This window comes from Paucibacter sp. KBW04, from assembly GCF_003852425.1.
Taxonomy (GTDB): Bacteria; Pseudomonadota; Gammaproteobacteria; order Burkholderiales; family Burkholderiaceae_C; genus Paucibacter_A.
In genome coordinates, this window is the sequence record NZ_QAJN01000008.1 from 19,225 (window position 1) to 36,865 (window position 17,641).

A 17,641-nucleotide genomic window follows, 5' to 3' on the forward strand; every position below is an offset into this window, starting at 1 on the left:
CGAGTCGAATCCCGAGCAGAACCGCGCGTACGAGGGCCTGAGAATGGCATACGAAGTGACGGGAGGCTTGGGCCAACCTGGTAAGGGACGCCTTGTTCCGGTAGTGGCATGAGCGACATCAAACTCTTTCGCCTCCAATCCGGCCGCGCCACCGAGCTGCAAGGCGATGCCTCCGACCTGGAGAAGCCGCTGCAGAACCTCATCGAGGCCAATCTCGAGACGCTGCTGGGCATTCGCTTCCTGGCCACCGAGTACTCCACCGGCAAGACGCATGGCGGGCGCATCGACACGCTGGGCCTGGACGAGAACCACTGCCCGGTGATCCTGGAATACAAACGCTCGGTGGGTGAGAACGTCATCAACCAGGGCTTGTTTTACCTGGACTGGCTGATGGACCACCAGGCCGAGTTCAAGCTGCTGGTGCTGGAGAAGTTCGGCAAGGCGGCGGCCGATGCCATCGACTGGAGCGCGCCGCGCCTGGTGTGCATCGCGGCGGACTTCACCAAGTACGACGGCCATGCGGTGCAGCAGATCAATCGCAATATCGAGCTGATTCGCTACCGCCGCTTTGGCGAGGATCTCTTGCTGTTGGAGCTGGCCAATGCCTCGTCAGCATCTGCGTCTAAAAACGGGGTTAGCAACAAGGTCAGCAAGCAGAGCAAGGACGCGAAAGACGCGCCGACCGAAAAGACCGTTGGCCCCGACAAGCCGTATGCAGAGATCGTTATGGGCTTGCCTTCTGAGCTGGCTGATTTGCTCGCCTCGCTGGAGGACTACACCTTGTCGCTGGGCGACGACGTGCAGCGCAAGGAGCTGCGGCTGTACGTGGCCTTCAAGCGGCTGAAGAACTTTGCCACCCTGGTGCTGCAGCAAAAGCGGCTCCTGCTCTATTTGCACCTCCATCCAGTACCGGTAGTCCAGGCACTCAAAAATGCTCGGGATGTTTCTGACATCGGCCATTGGGGAACCGGTGATGTGGAGATTTCGCTGAGCACGCTCGCAGAACTGGAGGCAGCCAAACCTTTCATCGCCGCCGCTTACGAAGGAAGGTCACATCAGGGGACGACTACGCCGTGATTGGGTTCTGGACTAAGGCCCCGCCAGATTTCATGGCCGAGCCTTATCACACGCCAATCCGGAAACTTCGAAAAAGTCTTTTCCCGATAAGGACTTGCTATCACACGCGAAAACGCCGCCCATGAAACCCTCCCCCCTCCGCCGCCTCCTCACCCAACGCGCCGCCAAGCCCGAGCATGCCAATGCTTTAGCCCTGATCGCCGCCATTGATGCCGGCGGCATCCCCCTGCATCCGGCCAAGGTGAATCAGATTGCAAGGGAGCTGGGCTTGGAAGTTTCGCGAGAGGCGGCGGTGGAGGACACGATAGCGCGCATCAGGGCGCGCCTCGTGGCTTAGTCGCCGCACCAAGTACCGACGCCTTCACCTCCAACTACTTCGCCTTCCCCCGCCCATACTTCGCCGTGAAGCTCGCCTTGCCCAGGGAGTTGGCGTTGATCATGAAGCCGGCCAGCGCAGCGGTGGCGTCGGCGGGGAGTTCGAGCTTGTCGGTCTTCAAGGCGTAGACGGTGAAGACATAGCGGTGCGGCTTGTCACCTTGCGGGGGGCAGGTGCCGCCCCAGCCGGCGACACCGTAGTCGATGCGCACATGGCTGGCGCCCTTGGGTAGATTGGCGCCGCCCACGGCGCCCGCGTCGGGCGCGAGCGCGTTCACATCGGCCGGGACGTTGATGACGGACCAGTGCCACCAGCCGGAGCCAGTGGGTGCGTCGGGGTCGTAGACGGTGACGGCAAAGGACTTGGTGCCGGCCGGCGCGCCGCGCCACTCGAGGGCGGGGGATTTGTTCTCGCCGCTGCAGCCAAAGCCATTGAACTCGAACTTCGCGTCCATCAGCTGGCCGGGCTTGATGTCGGGGCTGCTGAGCTGGAAGCCGGCCGCATGGGCCAAGGTGCTGGCGGCAAACAATGCACTGGCAAGAATGATGAGCTGTTTCATGGGTGGTGAGCCTCGGGTGAGTGACAGGGATTAAAGCAGGCCGCCATGATGAGGCGCGGCCAGCAAATCCGCTAGCCCGCGCACTTCATTTGCTGTGCGTGGCGCTCAGACCTCGCAGATGCTCAAGGCCTTAGATGCGAGGGTGCAAAGCCGAAGCGCTCGCGGAAGGCGGCGGAGAAGCGGCTATGCGAGTCGTAGCCGCAGCGCGCCGCCACTTCCGAAACCTGCAGCTCGGGGTCTTGCAGCAAGGCCATGGCGGTCTCCAGCCTGACCTCGCGCATGCACTGACTGAAGCTGGCCGACTCTTCGGCCAGGCGGCGCTGCAAGCTGCTGGCGCTCAGGTGAAAGGCCTGAGCCACCTCCGCCAAGGCCCAGGGCGCTTGCGGCCGCTGGCCCACCAGGCGACGCACGCGCTCGGCCCAGCTCATCTCGCGGGCCGGCGCAAAGACCAGGCCGCGTTCGGCCAACAGCAGCAAGACCTCCAGGGTCCGGTGCTCACACATGGCCGCTGAGGCGGTAGATGAAGCCTCACCCTGCGGCGGCTTCAAGGCCTGGAAGGCATGGCTGAAGCTGGCAACGAAGTCGTCGTCTGCCTCGGTGCTGGCGCAAGCTTGCACGGCGGGCGTGGCGGCAAATTGGCCGAAGCGCTGATGAAAGCGCTCCAGCAAGCCCGGCGCAAAACTGAGCACCCGTGCCTCGTAGCGGCCGCCCGCCGGGGGCTCGTTGAGCATGTCCCACTGCGTCAGGCGCGGGATCAGAAAGACATCGCCAGCGCTGAACTGCAGCTCACCCGCGGGCGTCACCAGGCGCTTGCGGCCCGCCATCACCCAGCCAACCAGGTCGTCACGCACCATGGCCGTGCGCACCTGATGGCGCACGGCGCTGGAGATGGTTTGGGCACTGGCGTCGAGGAAGCTGGGCAAGGGGCTGTGCATGGGCAAGGCTTGGGCGGCGGAGAAGCAAACCGCTGCATTCTCCACCGCTCGGCTTGAGCCAGGCCAAGCCAGGCGTCAGCCTCAGCAGCTAGATTCCTCACCCAGGCTTGGCCCAGGCCCGCGCGTGCGCAGGCCCTACCATTGCGACTTGCTAGCAGCCCGCGAAGCTTGTTTCTGCCCGCCTTGCTCGCCTCTTTTTCTTTTTGTCCTTCCATTCGCGCCCTCGCCGAGCCCACCTTCCTTGACCTCCTTGCTGACTTCCGAGCTTCACCATCTCCCGATTCTTCGCGGCCCCGAGCGCCCCAACCTGCTGCGCGCCGAGGTGCTGGCCGATGTGTTTGAGGCCACGGCCCGGCGCTTGCCCACGCAGATCGCCCTGCGCCAGGGCGAGCAAACGCTGAGCTATGCGGCGCTGGACGCCGCCGCAGATCGCGCCGCCTCCGCCCTGATCGCCGCGGGCGTGCTGCCCGGCCAGATCGTGGGCCTGTGGATGCCACGCGGCATGGACCTGCTGGTGATGCAACTAGCCATCGCCAAGACCGGCGCGGCCTGGCTGCCTTTTGATGCCGACACCCCGGCCGAGCGGGTCGCCGTGTGCTTGGATGACGCGGACGCGGCCGGCCTCTTGAGCTGCGCGGCCTGGCGCGAGCGCCTGCCCACGCTGGGCCGCCGCATCTGGGCCGCAGAAGACTTGCAAGCGCCTAGCGACCAGCCCCTGCTGCGCCGCGCAGGCGCTTTGCCTGAGCACACGGCTTATGTGATCTACACCTCGGGCTCCACCGGCAAGCCCAAGGGCATTGCCATCAGCCAGGGCAGCATCTGCCACTTCCTGCGCAGCGAGAACGAGGTGCTGGGCGTGCGCAGCAGCGACACGGTTTACCAGGGCTTCTCGGTCGCCTTCGATATGTCTTTCGAGGAGATCTGGATCAGCTACTTGGTGGGCGCCACGTTGTGGTTGGCGCCGCGCGAGATCGCGGCCGACCCCGACGCCTTGCCCCAGGCCCTGATCGAGCAAGGCATCAGCGTGCTGCACGCCGTGCCCACCTTGCTGGCCCTTTTCAACCAAGAGGTACCGGGCCTGCGCATCATCAACCTCGGCGGCGAGATGTGCCCGCCCAGCCTGGTGGCACGCTGGGCGCGGCCGGGCCGCCAGGTCTTCAACACGTACGGGCCCACCGAGGCCACGGTCTCGGCCAGCCTGGCCGAGCTGCAGGCGGGCGAGCCCGTCACCATCGGCCGGCCCCTGCCTAACTACCAGCTGATGGTGATTGCGGCCGATGTAGAGAACGGCCTGCGCCTGCAGCCCCAGGGCGAGACGGGCGAGCTGTGCATCAGCGGGCCCGGCGTGGCGGCGGGTTATTTGGGCCGGCCGGATCTGACGGAGGAAAAGTTTCTCAGCAACCCCTGGGCCAGCGAGGGCGGGCAAGACGCCCGCCTCTACCGCACCGGCGACCTGGCCCGCATCGACGAAGCCGGCCAGATCCACTGCCTGGGCCGGGTCGATGACCAGGTGAAGATTCGCGGCTTCCGCGTGGAGCTGGGCGAGATCGAGGCCCAGCTGGCCCAGCAGCCTGGCGTGGGCACCACGGCCGTGCTGCTGCGCCGCGATGAGGAAGGGCTGGAGCAGCTGCTGGCCTATTGCGTGAGCGACGGTTCCGCGCAACCCAGCGCTGCCTCCCTGCGCCAAGCCCTGTCGCAAAGCCTGCCCCCCTATATGGTGCCCAGCCGCTACGAGTGGCTGGCGGCCATGCCGCGCCTGGCCTCGGGCAAGATCGACCGCAACACGCTCAAGGCCAGGCCTTTGGAAGCGCAGGCGAATGCCGAGGACGATGGTTCCGACACGCCGCAGACCGAGGCCGAAGCCGCCTTGTTCGAGGCTTTGAAGCGCCTCTTCCCCGGCCAGGCAATTCGCCGCGAGACGGACTTCTTCAATGACTTGGGCGGCCACTCTTTGCTGGCTGCACGCCTGGCCTCGGCCCTGCGCGCCCAGGCACGCTTTGCCGGCCTGACGGTGAGCGAGCTCTACAAAGCCCGCCGCATCGGCGCGATTGCTGCCGTGCTGGAGACCTTGCACGCGCCCGCCGTTAGCAGCGAGCCCACCGCGCCGCCCTGGCAGCCACCGCCGGCCTGGAAGCGCTGGGCCTGCGGTATCGCCCAGGCCCTGGCCGTGCCGCCTTTGGTGGCCTTGCGCATGGCGCAGTGGCTGGCACCCTTCTTCACTTTTCACTTCTTCACCGGCGACCCGGCGGATTCGATCCCGGTCGCTGTGGCCATCTCGGTGCTGGTCTTTCTGGGCGTGACGGTGCTGGAGTTCGCCGTCGCCATCGCGGGCAAATGGCTGATCGCCGGGCGGCTCAAACCGGGCCGCTACCCGCTTTGGGGTGTGAGCTACTTCCGCTGGTGGTTGGCGGACCGCTTGCTGGAGGCCGCGCCGGTCTACTTCTTCAGCGGCTCCTCGCTCTACGTCTGGTGGCTACGGGCCCTGGGCGCACGCATCGGCGAGGACGTGATCATCGGCTCCATCACCCTGCGCGCGCCGGAGCTGCTGTCCATAGGCAAGGGCGTCAGCATCGGCAATGCGGTGAATTTTGAAAACGCCCGCGTGCACCACGGCGAGTTGGTCCTTGGCCGCATCGACATCGCGGACCATGCTTATGTGGGCTCTTACTCGGTGTTGGAAGGCGATACGCAGATCAGCGAATGGGCCCATGTGGACGGCCAGTCCGCGCTCTGCCAGGGCAGCCGTGTGCCCGCCTACCGCATCTGGGCCGGCTCGCCCGCAAGGGATACGGGCGCCTTCGATCCCGCCAGCTTGCGCCCGCGCCCGCCCGCCAGCCAGGCTCGCCGTGCGGCGGAGATGCTGTTCTTCATCTTCGGCGCGCTGCTGATCGCCACCCTGTTCTTCCTGCCCGTCTTCCCCACCTTCATGCTGATGGACAGCCTGGACGAGCTGCCATCGATGAGCTGGTTGCAGGGCGACTTCGTGCCCTTGCAGCTGCTGCACTACTTCTTGCTGGCCCTGCCAGCCAGCGCGATTCTGATCGTGGCGACGGCGCTTTTATCGGCCGCCATCCGCTGGGGCGTGCTGCCCAAGCTGGTGAGCGGCAGCTGGCCGGTGCACAGCTGGATGTATTGCAGCAAATGGCTGGTGAACCAGATTCAGGAATCCAGCCTGCAAGGCCTGCACGGCGTTTACGCGACCGTGTTCGCGCCCTGGTGGTATCGCCTGCTGGGCGCGCGCGTGGGGCGCGATGCCGAGATCTCCACCGCGCTGGGCGTGGTGCCGGATATGTTGACCCTGGGCGACGAGACCTTTATCGCCGATGCGGTGCTGCTGGGCGATGAGGAGATCGACGGCGGCTGGATGACGATGCGACCCACCGTGGTCTCACGCCGCAGCTTTGTGGGCAATGGCGCGTATGTGCCGGACGGCACGACCATCCCGGAGAACGTGCTGATCGGTGTGCTCTCCCGCGCGCCCGATGGCGATCAGATGCGGAGCGGTGACACCTGGCTGGGCACGCCGCCCATCAATCTGCCGGCGCGTGAGACGGTCTCGGGCCACCCCGAGTCGCTGACCTTCCGGCCCTCGCCCATACGGCGCCTGGCACGCGGCCTGATCGAAAGCTTCCGCATCGTGGCGCCGCATGCCATCGTGATCGCGGCCGGCTACACCGTGGTGCTGGACGTGATGCCCGATGCCAGCGAGGGCTTGTGGGCCCGCGTGGCCTGGGATCTGGCGCTGGCGGGTCTGATCTTCGGCCTGGCCGGCTTTGCCTTCGTGGCCTTGTTCAAATGGCTGCTGGTGGGCCGCTACCGCCAACGCGCCGTGCCCATGTGGACGCCTTTTGTCTGGTTGTCTGAAGCCGCCACCAATCTCTACGAGGGCATTGCCGTGCCCAACTTCCTGCGCTTCTTGCGCGGCACGCCCTGGCTGCCGCTAACGCTCAATCTGCTCGGTTCCAAGATAGGCCGCGGCGTTTATCTGGACAGCACCGACATCACCGAGTTCGACTGCGTACACATCGGCGACTACAGCGAGTTCAATGCCCTGACCTGCCCGCAAACCCATTTGTTTGAGGACCGGGTGATGAAGATTGACCATGTGCACATCGGCGCCCGCGTCAACGTGGGCCCGCGCAGCACCGTGCTCTACGGCGCCACCGTGGCCGACGATGCGCAGCTAGGCCCCATGACCTTGGTGATGAAGGGCGAGAACATTCCGGCCGGCTCAGCCTGGAGCGGCTGCCCGGCCGCACCGCAGCGGGCCTGATCCGATGCCAGCATCGGCTTCGGTCGTCCTCTGGCCCGCGCAAAGGCCTGAGAAGGCCGCCCAGGCCTTTGTGCTTGCTGTGGCACTGCCACCCACCCTGGCCCGCCCGCAAGCCCGCCTGGCCCTGCGCCAGGCCTTGCTAGAGGCTTTGGCGCTGCGGCTGGACGTGGCAGCGGATGACTTGCAGCTGGAGACGGTGCCAGGTCTTGCGCCAAGGCTGCTGGGGCAGGGCCGCATCGGCATCTCCTTCAGCCACGAGGCGGGCTTGTCGCTGGCGGCGGTCAATCTGCTGGGGCCGGTGGGCGTGGACTTGCTGCGGGACGCGCCAGCCCCGCCCGACTGGCAGGCCGTGGCGCGCGACTATCTGGGGCCGCAGGCCTTGCTTGGCATGCAAGCACAAGACTTCGGCCCGGCCTGGGCCGCCCACGAGGCGCGGCTCAAATTCCACGGCCAGGCCTTGAGCGAATGGCGGGCCGCGATGGCCGAGCCCGCATGGCTGGCCAGCTGCCAATGCCATGCCCTGCGCTTGCCGCAGGGCTGGGTGGGCAGCGTGGCTCTGCCTGCGGGGCAATTGCCGACTTAGCGATATCGACGCTCTTAGCATTTCCAGAACACGCGTCTATCCGCTAACCGTCGATGCAGAAAGCAAGGAATTCCTGCAACAAGGCAAGAAGCTCGCTTGGGCTCAGTGCGACAAATCCACCGGCAGCGCCGTGCGGCTCAGCACATGCTGCAAAACAAAGCTGGAGTGCACACCGGTGACGCCGGCGATACGGGTCAGACGACCCAACAGCAGAGTCTGGAAATGGTCCATATCGCGGACCACGATCTTGAGTTGGTAGTCGGCCGCCTGGCCGGTGATGAGCAGGCACTCCAGCACCTCGGGCAGCACGCGAATGGAGGCCTCGAAATTGGCAAAGCGCTCCGGCGTGTGCACATCCATGGAGATATGCACCAAGGCCATCAGCGAAAGGCCTAGCTTTTTCGCGTCCAGCAAGGCGCGATAGCCGGCGATCAGGCCGGCGTCTTCCAGGGCGCGCACACGGCGCAAGCAGGGCGAGGGCGAGAGGCCGACCTTGTCTGCCAGGTCTTGGTTGTTGATGCGGCCGTCTTGCTGCAAAACCTCAAGAATCTGCCGATCGATTCGATCCAACTCCATGCCAATTGCTCCGACAACCATTGTTTGAGCAATTTTCTGCCAAATTTACTCAAACTCTCGCCATCTTCGCAATTTTCTGCTCGAGCCGGACTTCTACACTGAAATCACTGAAGCAATCACATCCAAGCAGCGAGAACCCAAGCTGGCGCGGGTCGGCCCCATCCATTCAAGCCAACATCCCCGCAAAGCAAAAGACCCCAAACGCCACAAGCGCTTGGGGTCTTGGCTTTTGGGGCCGCGGGCCTCTGCTCAAGGCCCAGGGCAGTGATTCAGGAACCGAACTTATGGCTCAGCTGAATCCAGCCTTGACGGCCGAAGGGCTGGTACTGGCCGACGGGATAGTTGGGCCAGCCGCCCGAGCGGTCTTCGCGAATCGAACCCAGCAGGTTGTTGATGGTCACGCCCACCGTGGTGTTCTTGCTCAGCTCATAGTTGCTGCTGAGATTAAAGCTCCAGTAAGGGCCCAGCCAGCTCTTTCTATCGGCACTGGAAATCGGCGCGTTCAGGTTGGCGGCCAGGGTGTGGTTCCAGTCGCCCTTGCTCCATTTCAATGAGCTGCTGAAGCGATAGGGGAAGCCGTCGAAGTTGCGTGTGCCGACGGTTTCAGTGGCTTCGTCCTCGACGAACTGTTTGGACTTGAAACTCAGCACGCGGTTGTACTTGAGGTTCACATCGAAGCGGCCGAGCTGCTCTGAGGACCAACGGAAATTGCCGCTCACATCGACGCCCGAGGTGGCCGTGCTGGCCGCATTGATGGGGTTGACGCGGATCAGCGTGATCTTGTTGGGGTCCAACTCGGCATCGGCCGGATTGCGGGTGATGCGGGCGAGGGTATCGACGCATTCGGCCGAGCCAATAGGCTTTTTGCCCGTGCGGCAGTCCGACTCCAACCTGAGCAGGCGGTCTGCATCCAAGGTCGTGACCTCGTCCTTGACACTGATCCTCCAGTAGTCGAGAGAGATGTCAAAGGACTTGTTCGGCTCCCACACCAGGCCCAGGCCGCTGGAGTCACCATGCTCAGACTTCAAGTCCTTGCCGTTGCTGCTCACATAGTTGGGCTGCACGCTCTTGCATTTGTCCAAGGGCGTGTTGCTCAGGGCGCAGCTGTAATAGTCCGTGACCCCGGAGTAGTAGCCCTTGCTCTCCAGCGTGAAGAGATAGTTCATATCCGGCGCGCGGAAGCTGGTGCCATGGTTGGCACGCAGCAGGATCTCGGCTGTGGGGCGGAACTCCAGGCCGGCGCCATAGGTCAGGTCACCGTCCTTGCGAGCTTGGAATTTGTACTGGTCATAGCGCACCGAAGCGGTCGCTGTCAGCGTGCTCACAATCGGCGCACGCAGCTCGGTACCGAAGGCATAGCGATCGCGGCTGCCGGTGGTCGAAGGCGTTTGCGTGGTGTTGTAGAACACGCCTTGGCTCAGACGCGGATCGACACTGTTCAAAAAGCCCTGACGGCCAAACTCAGCCACCACGGCGGCCCGCACAGGACCGGCAGGCAGGTCGAACACCTCACCGTTGGCCGAGGCGCTGAAGTTATGCGACCACGCCTTGTCATTGGTATAAGAGCGGCCGCGCAGAGCGTCGGCTTCATCAGAGTTCAAAGGCGTGAACAAGCGTTTCACATCGGGCGCGTAAACCGGCTGGCCGTCTTTGGTACCCAGCTGTTTGCCCAGGAAGAACTCATCGATGCCCGCCAACCAGCGTTCGCTCTTCTGGCGGCTCAGGTAGGCACCCGTGTTGACGCCCACGTCATAGCCCCAGTTGCTGTTGGGGATGTCACCGCGCACACCAAAGGCCAGGTTGTAGCTGTTGTCGCGCCATTCGCGTTCGAACTGACTGGCGCCGCCCAATTCCTCTGGGGCAAACCGCCGCACCCAGCTCTCGACCCGATTGGTGTTTTGGTTGAAGAAGGTGCTGGCCGCATTGGCCCGCGAGGTCCAGCTCAAGCCCGCCGTGGTCGCGGTGGTGGAGCTGAAGGTGTTGACGCCCTCCAGATAGAGCTCGGCATTGGGGTGCAGCTCATAGCTCAGGGTCGTGGCAAGATTGCTGGATTGCAAGCCGGTTTGCGTCTGCCAGAAGGCGGTTGTGGGCCGGTTGGTGGCGCACACTTCGCCGGTGGGCGAGGTCGTCGTGGTGAAGCGAATCAAGCTGTCATGGAAGAGATTGCTGGCCGCCTCGCAACTGCCCGCCGGCGGCGCGACATAGACCTTGCCTTTCACATCCCGTTGGGAGAAGGCCGGGGTAAAAAGCGCGCTCTCGGACATCAGGTCACGCTGGCGTGCCCAAATCGGATTGCGCCCGCCCACTTCAAAGCCCCAGGCGCCTTTCAGTTTGCCGAAGTCGACACCACCCGCTGCCTGCAAGCGCACGTTTTCGCCGCCGCCCAGCTGGGTGCCGCCCGCACGCAGATTCAGCTCGATGCCATCCACCTGCTTCTTCAGGATGATGTTGATCACCGCCGCCACGGCGTCCGAGCCGTAGATGGAGGAGGAGCCACCGCTCAGCACCTCGATGCGATCCACCAAGGCCGAGGGAATGGTGGCCGTGTTGACAAAGTTGACTTGACCACCGTAGGCGCGCGGGTAGTCGGCCACACGGCGACCGTTCAACAGGATCAAGGTCTTGTTCGGGCCCAAGCCCCGGATGCTCAAGGTGTTGGCAGCCGGGGTAAAGGTATTGCCGTAGTCCACACTGGTGGTGAAGCCGGTGTTCTGCGTCAAGGAGTCCAGCACATCACCGACGTTCTTGTAGCCCAGCTTGTCAAAGTCGCCCGCCTTGATCACCGTCACAGGCGTCAAGCCCTCTTCATTCACCTTGGAAATGCGTGATCCGGTCACCACCACACGCGCCAGCGGCGAGGCGTCTTTGGCTTGGGCGGCTTCGCTCGGCGCCGGAGCTGCGGCTTTTTCCTGCGCATGGAGCACGCCGGATTGGAGTGCGAGTACGGTCAACAATGCGGCGGGCAAAGGCAAGAGCTTGCCTGGATGAACTGACATGAAGATCCTCGTTTTTTGGTTTTGATGGCCGCCACGATTTCTGGGGCGAGCCTCCCCTCACTCGATCTCGCAAACAGCTGCGAGAGTCCCTGTGAGCGCGGGGATCCATAACTCTAAAAACGAGCGTCACTCAGGCGAAGCAAAAAATTACGCAGTGCTTTGTCTGTGCAAACGGTAAGCAAATGCGAAATCCTTCCTTGCCTGCTGCGGGTCTCTCGCAAAGCAAGGGTCGAGCGCAGCACCCAGGCCTTTGGGGCGCCCTCGATTACCGATGTTTTCCCTCAGCTTTCATCAACTTCATTCAGTTTTTTCATATGGCCACCTTCAGCTTGCGCCTGGGCCCAGTTTGGCGGGAGCCAGCCTATGCTCGGCGCTCGCCAGATGGCGTGCTTTTGCGAAAAGAGAAACTGATCGTGTTCAAGAAGTTGTTGGCAGCGGTAGGTGTGGGTGGTGCGATGGTCGATACGGTGCTGGACAATCCCAGTCTGCGCCCCGGCGACACACTCACCGGCAAGGTGTTGATCAAGGGCGGCGGCGTGCCGCAAAGCATCGAGTATGTGGACTTGGTCCTGATGACCGAGGTCGAGAAAAAGATCAACGGCGAGGAGTACCGCGCCAGCCATGCGCTGCAGCGTTATCGCGTCTCGGGCGCCATCCAGCTGAGCGCCGGCCAGGACATGATCCTGCCCTTCGCCCTGGGCCTGCCGCTGGAAACCCCGGTCAACAATGCCCAGGCCCTGGCCAGCCCCGGCTTCCAGGCCTATCTGCCGCGGGTGCGCGCGGCCGTGTGGATTCACACCGACCTGGCCATCGCCTCGGCCCGCGATGCGGAGGACCGCGACTTCCTGGACATCCACCCCCTGCCGCAGATGCTGCAGCTGATCAGTGCGATGGCGCAGCTGGGTTATGCCCATGTCAGCAGCGATGTGGAGGCGGGCGCGGCGCGCTTCAACAATATCCAGAGCAGCCTGGGCTGCTACCAGGAGTTCGAGTTCAAACCCACCCGCAACAACTTTGGCAACAGTTTTGGTGGCGGCTTTGGCGGCAGCAGCGTGAAGGAGGTGGAGATCACCTGCATCCCGCGTACCGAGGGCGTGCATGTGCTGCTGGAGGTGGACCGTCGCTACCGCGGCGACAGCTATCGCAGCCTGCGCATGGGCAGCGACTGGCAACACGTCAACTGGCAGGAACAGCTGCAACGCGTGCTGGCTTGAAAACGCGCTCCGCAGCCCTCAGCTAGGCCACCAGACCCCTCGCTCAAGGAACCCTGTTCATGCTGATCACCTGCCCTCACTGCCACACCAAGAATCGCGTCCCTGACGAGCGGGCGACGCAAGACCCGGTCTGCGGCCACTGTGGCCAGGCTTTGCTGAGCGGCGAGGTCTTGTCGCTGACGAATGCCGCCGACTTTGACAAGGTGGTGGCGGGCAGCGAGTTGCCGGTGCTGGTGGACTTCTGGGCGCCCTGGTGCGGGCCCTGCCGCATGATGGCGCCGCAGTTCGAGCAGGCTGCCCGCCAGCTCAAGGGTCAGGTCTTGTTCATCAAGGTCAATAGCGATGAGGCCCAAGCCCTCTCGCAGCGCTACGCGATACGCAGCATCCCGACGCTGATCCAGCTGCGCGGCGGCCAGGAGCTGCAGCGCGTCTCGGGCGCGCTGCAGGCCGGGCAGATCATCCAGTGGCTGCGCTAAGTTCCACATAAAGGGCGCTGGCCTGAAGCAAAAAAAGAAAAGGGCGCCCGTCGGGCGCCCTTTTTTCATCCCTGGGTGAGGCCCAGGGTTTGGCTCTTAAGGCGTGGTGCAGCTATAGACGGAGACATCGTCCACATACCAACCCAGGGCGCCACCACCGCAGTCATTGCCCAGTTCAAAGCGGAGCTTGACCTTGGCACCCGGTGCCGCATAAGGCGCCAGATTGATGATGGAACGACCCCAACTACCGCCCACCTTGCCACCGTCGCCACCCGAGAAGGCCGCCTGGCCGGCCAGGGGGTTGTCGTTGCCGGCTGCCGCAGTGGTCAGCGTGGTGTTGTAGGGGTTGTAGATGAAGTCGGCTGCGTTCACCAAGGTCCAGGCACCGCCGTTGACGCTGATCTTCAGATTGGCCCCGTCATAGCCAGCCTCGGTGGAGACCCAATGGTCAAAGCTCATGCGCAAGGTGCTGGCACCGGCCGGAATGGTGATCTCCGGGCTTTCCAGACGCTGGACACCGGCTTCGCTACCGGTGCCACCGCAAGAACCGCCATTGATGTCGGCCGCGTAGATGGCATAGCCTGGTCGACCACTTGGCAGCTTGTTCACCACACCGAAATTACGCGGTGTGAAGGAGCCGCCAGCGATGCCGCCATTGCTCAGCGTCCACTTCAACCCGCCGCGCTTGCCGCCGTCAAAACCGTCAGCGGCGATGACCGTCGGGTTGCCGACCGGGCACTGTGCCGGCGGATTCTGCCCCAGCAGCGTCTGGAAGCCACACTGCGCAGGAGGCGTACGCAACTCAACCGCCAAGGCCGCCTTGGCCACTTGCTGGCAGTCCGAGCTGGTGATGACTTCGCCCGCAGGCATGCCGGACTTCAAGGCGGCCAGGCTGATGCCTGTCAAGTCGGCGCAAGACTGCTCGATGGCGTCGGCATGCTCAGGGAAGCCGCTGGCCTGGCTTTGATAGACGCTTTGGGCACGGTAGTAGATGTGCGCCGCCTTGGTCAGGCCGATGGCTGAGACGGTCTGGCCGTTGTAGCTGCCACCATCGACGAGCAAGGCATAGGCATGGTTGGGCACACCGGAGTTGCTGTGCACGCCGCCTTGGTCGCTGGTGATGGGGCCGCAGGCGTACTGCGCATCCGACACCTTGCCCGGGTTGCCATAGCAGGTGGGGTTGTACATATCGCGGATGGCGCCGCCGAAGGCGCTGGAGTCCTCACCCACCAGCCAGCGCACCGAGTTGTCGCTGCCCGGGCCGCGCAGCAGCGAGGCGGTCACACCAGTTTGAGCCTTGATGGCTGTGCCATCGGCCTGGGTTACCGACAGAGAAGGGACGGTGATAGTGGCATCGGAGCCGCCCATATTGATCGTACCGGCAGCGTTATTGCCGACGATGACGCCGACCGCGCCGTTCAACTGCGCGTTCTTGACCTTGACGGCAAAGCCGCAGGTGCCGCGGTCTACAAAGGCGATCTTGCCTGCCACAGCAGCGGCGTTGACAAAAGGCGTGGAGCAGCCGTCGGTCAGGCTGCTGCCGCTCGTCGTCACGCCATCATTCACCACCACCACGTCCTGGGTGCTGAGCGAGAAGGACTGCGGCCCAAAGGCGGCCGTGCCGGCATTCCTAACGCCGGCAATGGCGGCCGGAGACTGAATATTGACCTGCGCCACACTGCTGCTGGCCGTGCAAGCACCGGCGGTGCGCAAGGTATCGGGCGTGTCGCCACCACGGCCGTTGATGCGGTCCACGGTCTCGCCCCAGATGTCCGAATAGGCTTCGTTCAGCGCACCGGGCTGCCAGGCGTAGATCAAGCCATGGGTGTATTCGGTGTAAGCATGAGCCCATTCATGGGCGGTGACATCATCGGTGGTCGTGCCGGGGCAGAAGGAGATGTAGACACCATTCCAGGACGCATTCGGGCAGCCGTTGCCACGGTTGAAGATGGAATCCATGGTAGCGCCGAGGCCATTGAAGGAGTCGCGGCCGAAAGCGGTTTTGAACAGATCGTAAATTTCGCCCGAGGCGGCGATCATATTGTCGGCCTCGGTATTGCCGGTGGGGAAGGGGTTGCCTTCCACCCAGAAGGGCGCGTTCGGGTAGTTCGGGCCGGGCTGGGTAGTGTTGCCCGCGTCAAAGGCACGGCGATTCTTGCCCTCATGGATACCGGCGATGCGCTCGATGACCTTGCCCGAGTGCGCGTCAACAAAGACGAACTCACGCACATTCGAGCCATTGCCCACCTCGACCTGCCAGGCCAGGTGATTGGCGCCTTCCACACCCTTGGCCAGGCCTTCACGGTAGACCATCAGCGTCGGCTTGGACGTGCCCACCTTGGCCGCCGCTGCGCTGCTGAGCTCGGCCACCACGATCTTCTTGGCCGCTGCAGCAGCCTCGGCGGCGCTGCGAGTAGGCGTCGCATTGAGTTCGATGCCGGGAACAAAAGTTCCGTTCACCACGGTCAGCTTGCCGGCCGCGTCAAAGTGGCTCTTCAGCTCGGCGCCGAACACCGGCACGCCTTGGTAAAGCTGCTTTTGGCTGAGATGGGCGGCACCATATCGATCCTTGACCAACTGGCCGGCGCTGAGTTCGCTCGCGCTATTGCTGAGGCCGAACATGCTGCCGTAACTGCTCAAGAACTGCGCCGCGCCGCGCCGCAGTTCCTCGTCGGCGACCGGGCGTGCCGAGGCCGCCGAACGCGTGTTGCCCTGGGCCAAGCGCACAAAGCCAACGGCACCGGTGGCGCTGTTGTAGCTCACTTTGGGCGCCATACCGCTGTCGGTGCCAAGGCGCGCCAGCGCGTCGCGCTGACCCACCAAGGAGCCCGTCGATGCGGCCTGAGCGGTCAAGGCCATGCCGGCAGCCAGTGCCAGGACGGACAACTTCAGATGAATTCGAGTCATAAAAAACTCCCATCGGCGCACACGCGCCGCGGTAAGAAGAAGAGGGGATGGAGTACGAAGCTATCAGGCCCCAAAAAGGCCAAACGCCTAGCTTTGAGCTGGCCTCAGACGGCGCGCCGACGCGCGGCCAGCAGGCCCATCACACCCAGACCCATCAAGGCCCAGCTGGCAGGCTCGGGCACGGCGGCAATGGTGCCAACGGTCAGGTTGTCCATCGAGGCATAGAGCGATTGGCCTGGGGCGCTGATCGTGAGCGAGGTGATGTCCAGGGTCGACACGAAACCGCGATAGCTGTCGGCAAAGCTGGTCGGCGTGAAGCTGACGGTGGTGGCATCGCTCAGCGTCACGGTCACATTGACCGACTGCAAGCTGTCACCGAGGTCCACCGTAAAGAAGTTGCCGCCGACGGCCTTGACGCCGGCGCCAAAGCTCACCGTCAGGGCGTCATCGATCTGACTGGTGCCGAGGAAGCCTCCCGACAGGTACAGGCCGCTGGACGCCTGCGCAGTGAAGGCAAAAGTGCCGCTGCCAAAGGTCTGAGGACCCGGTGGCCCATCGCTCAAATCGGTAAAGGTCTCCGTATAACTGGCCGGAGCCAGCTGCGCCAAAAACCCGGACTGTGAGGTGTAGACCGTGGTGGAGGCGATAGCGGAGGCTGACATTGTGAGCAGCGCAACGACTGGTAGCAGGTGGCGGATAGCTTGCATACAGGGCCTTGTCAGAACGTTTGAGGGGAGGCGATACCCGGTCGGTAGGGCCGCTCCGATTCTGAAAGACCTGTGACTTAAATCACACCCTGGATATGAGGGAAGTAAAAACCAGAAGCTCCCCCCGATCACAGGCCGATTCCCGGCCTTATTTGTCGGCCAAATCTTCTTTCGTGGACAAATTCGAGGCTTGAATCAGCAAGGTCAGGACATAGTCGGCCGTGGCAATGGTTTTGCCTCCCACGGGCAAGGGCTCCAGGCGGATCAGGCGCAGCGGCTGGCCCTGAGCGCTGGCCTCGCCATCCACCGGCAAACGCATCTCCAGGCTCTGGCGGCTGGCGGAGGCGCGCTGCAGCCAAACGCGCACGACGGCCTCGCCGGCCCACACACATTGCACGCCCTTGGGGCAGCGGGAATCGCGGACGACCGCGTCGAAGCCGACCCGCAAATCGCTGCCGCGTAACTGGGCGGAGCCGCCAACCGGCAGTTGAAAGGCGGTGTCGATCTCAACCAGCCGAGGCTCCTGCGGCGTGGCCGTGCCACAGGCGGGCAAGAGCGCGGCCATGAGCAGCAGCGCGGCGGGGGCTTTTCTCAGCATCGCGTTCTCCCGTGGGTAGGAGCGCATCGTAGACCCAAGCGACAGCAGCCCCGACCTAGCCGCAGCAAAGAAAAAGGCCTTCACCCAATGAGTGAAGGCCTGTTCGCTGGCTCGCCTGGCTTTCAGCCCGGCCGCTTCAACAGCACATCTTGCCCTTGCCCGTGCCGTAGCGCGCTTGTTGGCGCTCGCGGAAGAAGGCCTCGAAGCTCATCGGGGCCTGATCCGGGTGGTTGGCCTGCATATGCTTGAGGTAGCCACCGTAGTCCGGCAGGCCCACCATCAGGCGCAGGCTTTGCGCCATATAGCGGCCGGCTTGGCCGAGCTCAGCACCCAACTCGGCGCTGCGCTCCACCAGGGCGGTCAG

General features: G+C 63.9%; 14 protein-coding genes. 6 read left to right on the forward strand and 8 right to left on the reverse strand.

What is annotated here, in order from left to right:
- The first annotated feature begins 108 nt into the window (after positions 1 to 108).
- Both DBR47_RS09865 and DBR47_RS09870 read left to right on the forward strand, forming a co-directional pair.
- Positions 109 to 1,077 (forward strand): DUF5655 domain-containing protein, encoded by a 969-nt coding sequence (locus tag DBR47_RS09865; RefSeq protein WP_124449486.1) that lies wholly within the window; start codon positions 109 to 111, stop codon positions 1,075 to 1,077.
- A 121-nt stretch (positions 1,078 to 1,198) separates the two neighbouring features.
- A complete protein-coding gene (locus tag DBR47_RS09870; protein WP_124449488.1) occupies positions 1,199 to 1,414 on the forward strand; it encodes a hypothetical protein in 216 nt (71 codons plus the stop codon).
- A gap of 34 nt (positions 1,415 to 1,448) precedes the next feature.
- Here the strand turns inward: DBR47_RS09870 and DBR47_RS09875 are convergent, their stop codons facing one another.
- Positions 1,449 to 2,012 carry a YbhB/YbcL family Raf kinase inhibitor-like protein gene (locus tag DBR47_RS09875; RefSeq protein WP_124449490.1) on the reverse strand — a complete coding sequence of 188 codons (564 nt, stop codon included), beginning with the start codon at positions 2,010 to 2,012 and terminating at the stop codon, positions 1,449 to 1,451.
- 122 nt (positions 2,013 to 2,134) lie between these two features.
- A complete protein-coding gene (locus DBR47_RS09880) occupies positions 2,135 to 2,947 on the reverse strand; it encodes a helix-turn-helix transcriptional regulator (RefSeq protein ID WP_124450049.1) in 813 nt (270 codons plus the stop codon).
- 241 nt (positions 2,948 to 3,188) lie between these two features.
- On the opposite strand from DBR47_RS09880, the gene DBR47_RS09885 reads away from it, so the two are divergent.
- Positions 3,189 to 7,220, forward strand: coding sequence for a Pls/PosA family non-ribosomal peptide synthetase (locus tag DBR47_RS09885; protein ID WP_370454896.1), 4,032 nt, complete (start codon positions 3,189 to 3,191; stop codon positions 7,218 to 7,220).
- 4 nt (positions 7,221 to 7,224) lie between these two features.
- Complete coding sequence (locus DBR47_RS09890; RefSeq protein ID WP_197046974.1) at positions 7,225 to 7,803, forward strand: 4-phosphopantetheinyl transferase; 579 nt, start codon at positions 7,225 to 7,227, stop codon at positions 7,801 to 7,803.
- Between the two features lie 102 nt (positions 7,804 to 7,905).
- Here the strand turns inward: DBR47_RS09890 and DBR47_RS09895 are convergent, their stop codons facing one another.
- Positions 7,906 to 8,379 (reverse strand): Lrp/AsnC family transcriptional regulator, encoded by a 474-nt coding sequence (locus tag DBR47_RS09895; protein WP_124449494.1) that lies wholly within the window; start codon positions 8,377 to 8,379, stop codon positions 7,906 to 7,908.
- A gap of 269 nt (positions 8,380 to 8,648) precedes the next feature.
- A complete protein-coding gene (locus DBR47_RS09900; RefSeq protein ID WP_124449496.1) occupies positions 8,649 to 11,375 on the reverse strand; it encodes a TonB-dependent receptor domain-containing protein in 2,727 nt (908 codons plus the stop codon).
- 413 nt (positions 11,376 to 11,788) lie between these two features.
- Between DBR47_RS09900 and DBR47_RS09905 the strand changes: the two genes are divergently transcribed.
- Together DBR47_RS09905 and trxC are read left to right on the forward strand one after the other, a co-directional pair.
- Positions 11,789 to 12,589: a sporulation protein gene (locus DBR47_RS09905; RefSeq protein WP_197046975.1), complete on the forward strand. Its 801-nt coding sequence runs from the start codon at positions 11,789 to 11,791 to the stop codon at positions 12,587 to 12,589.
- A 59-nt stretch (positions 12,590 to 12,648) separates the two neighbouring features.
- Complete coding sequence (trxC, locus tag DBR47_RS09910; RefSeq protein ID WP_124449500.1) at positions 12,649 to 13,065, forward strand: thioredoxin TrxC; 417 nt, start codon at positions 12,649 to 12,651, stop codon at positions 13,063 to 13,065.
- Positions 13,066 to 13,161: 96 nt separating this feature from the next.
- Here the strand turns inward: trxC and DBR47_RS09915 are convergent, their stop codons facing one another.
- The 4 genes from DBR47_RS09915 to DBR47_RS09930 all read right to left on the reverse strand — a co-directional run bounded on the left by DBR47_RS09915 (position 13,162) and on the right by DBR47_RS09930 (position 17,641).
- Positions 13,162 to 15,972: a M4 family metallopeptidase gene (locus DBR47_RS09915; RefSeq protein ID WP_124449502.1), complete on the reverse strand. Its 2,811-nt coding sequence runs from the start codon at positions 15,970 to 15,972 to the stop codon at positions 13,162 to 13,164.
- A gap of 104 nt (positions 15,973 to 16,076) precedes the next feature.
- Positions 16,077 to 16,634, reverse strand: coding sequence for a PEP-CTERM sorting domain-containing protein (locus DBR47_RS09920; protein ID WP_197046976.1), 558 nt, complete (start codon positions 16,632 to 16,634; stop codon positions 16,077 to 16,079).
- Positions 16,635 to 16,827: 193 nt separating this feature from the next.
- Complete coding sequence (locus DBR47_RS09925) at positions 16,828 to 17,277, reverse strand: hypothetical protein (protein WP_124449506.1); 450 nt, start codon at positions 17,275 to 17,277, stop codon at positions 16,828 to 16,830.
- A 136-nt stretch (positions 17,278 to 17,413) separates the two neighbouring features.
- A complete protein-coding gene (locus DBR47_RS09930) occupies positions 17,414 to 17,641 on the reverse strand; it encodes a YbdD/YjiX family protein (protein WP_370454904.1) in 228 nt (75 codons plus the stop codon).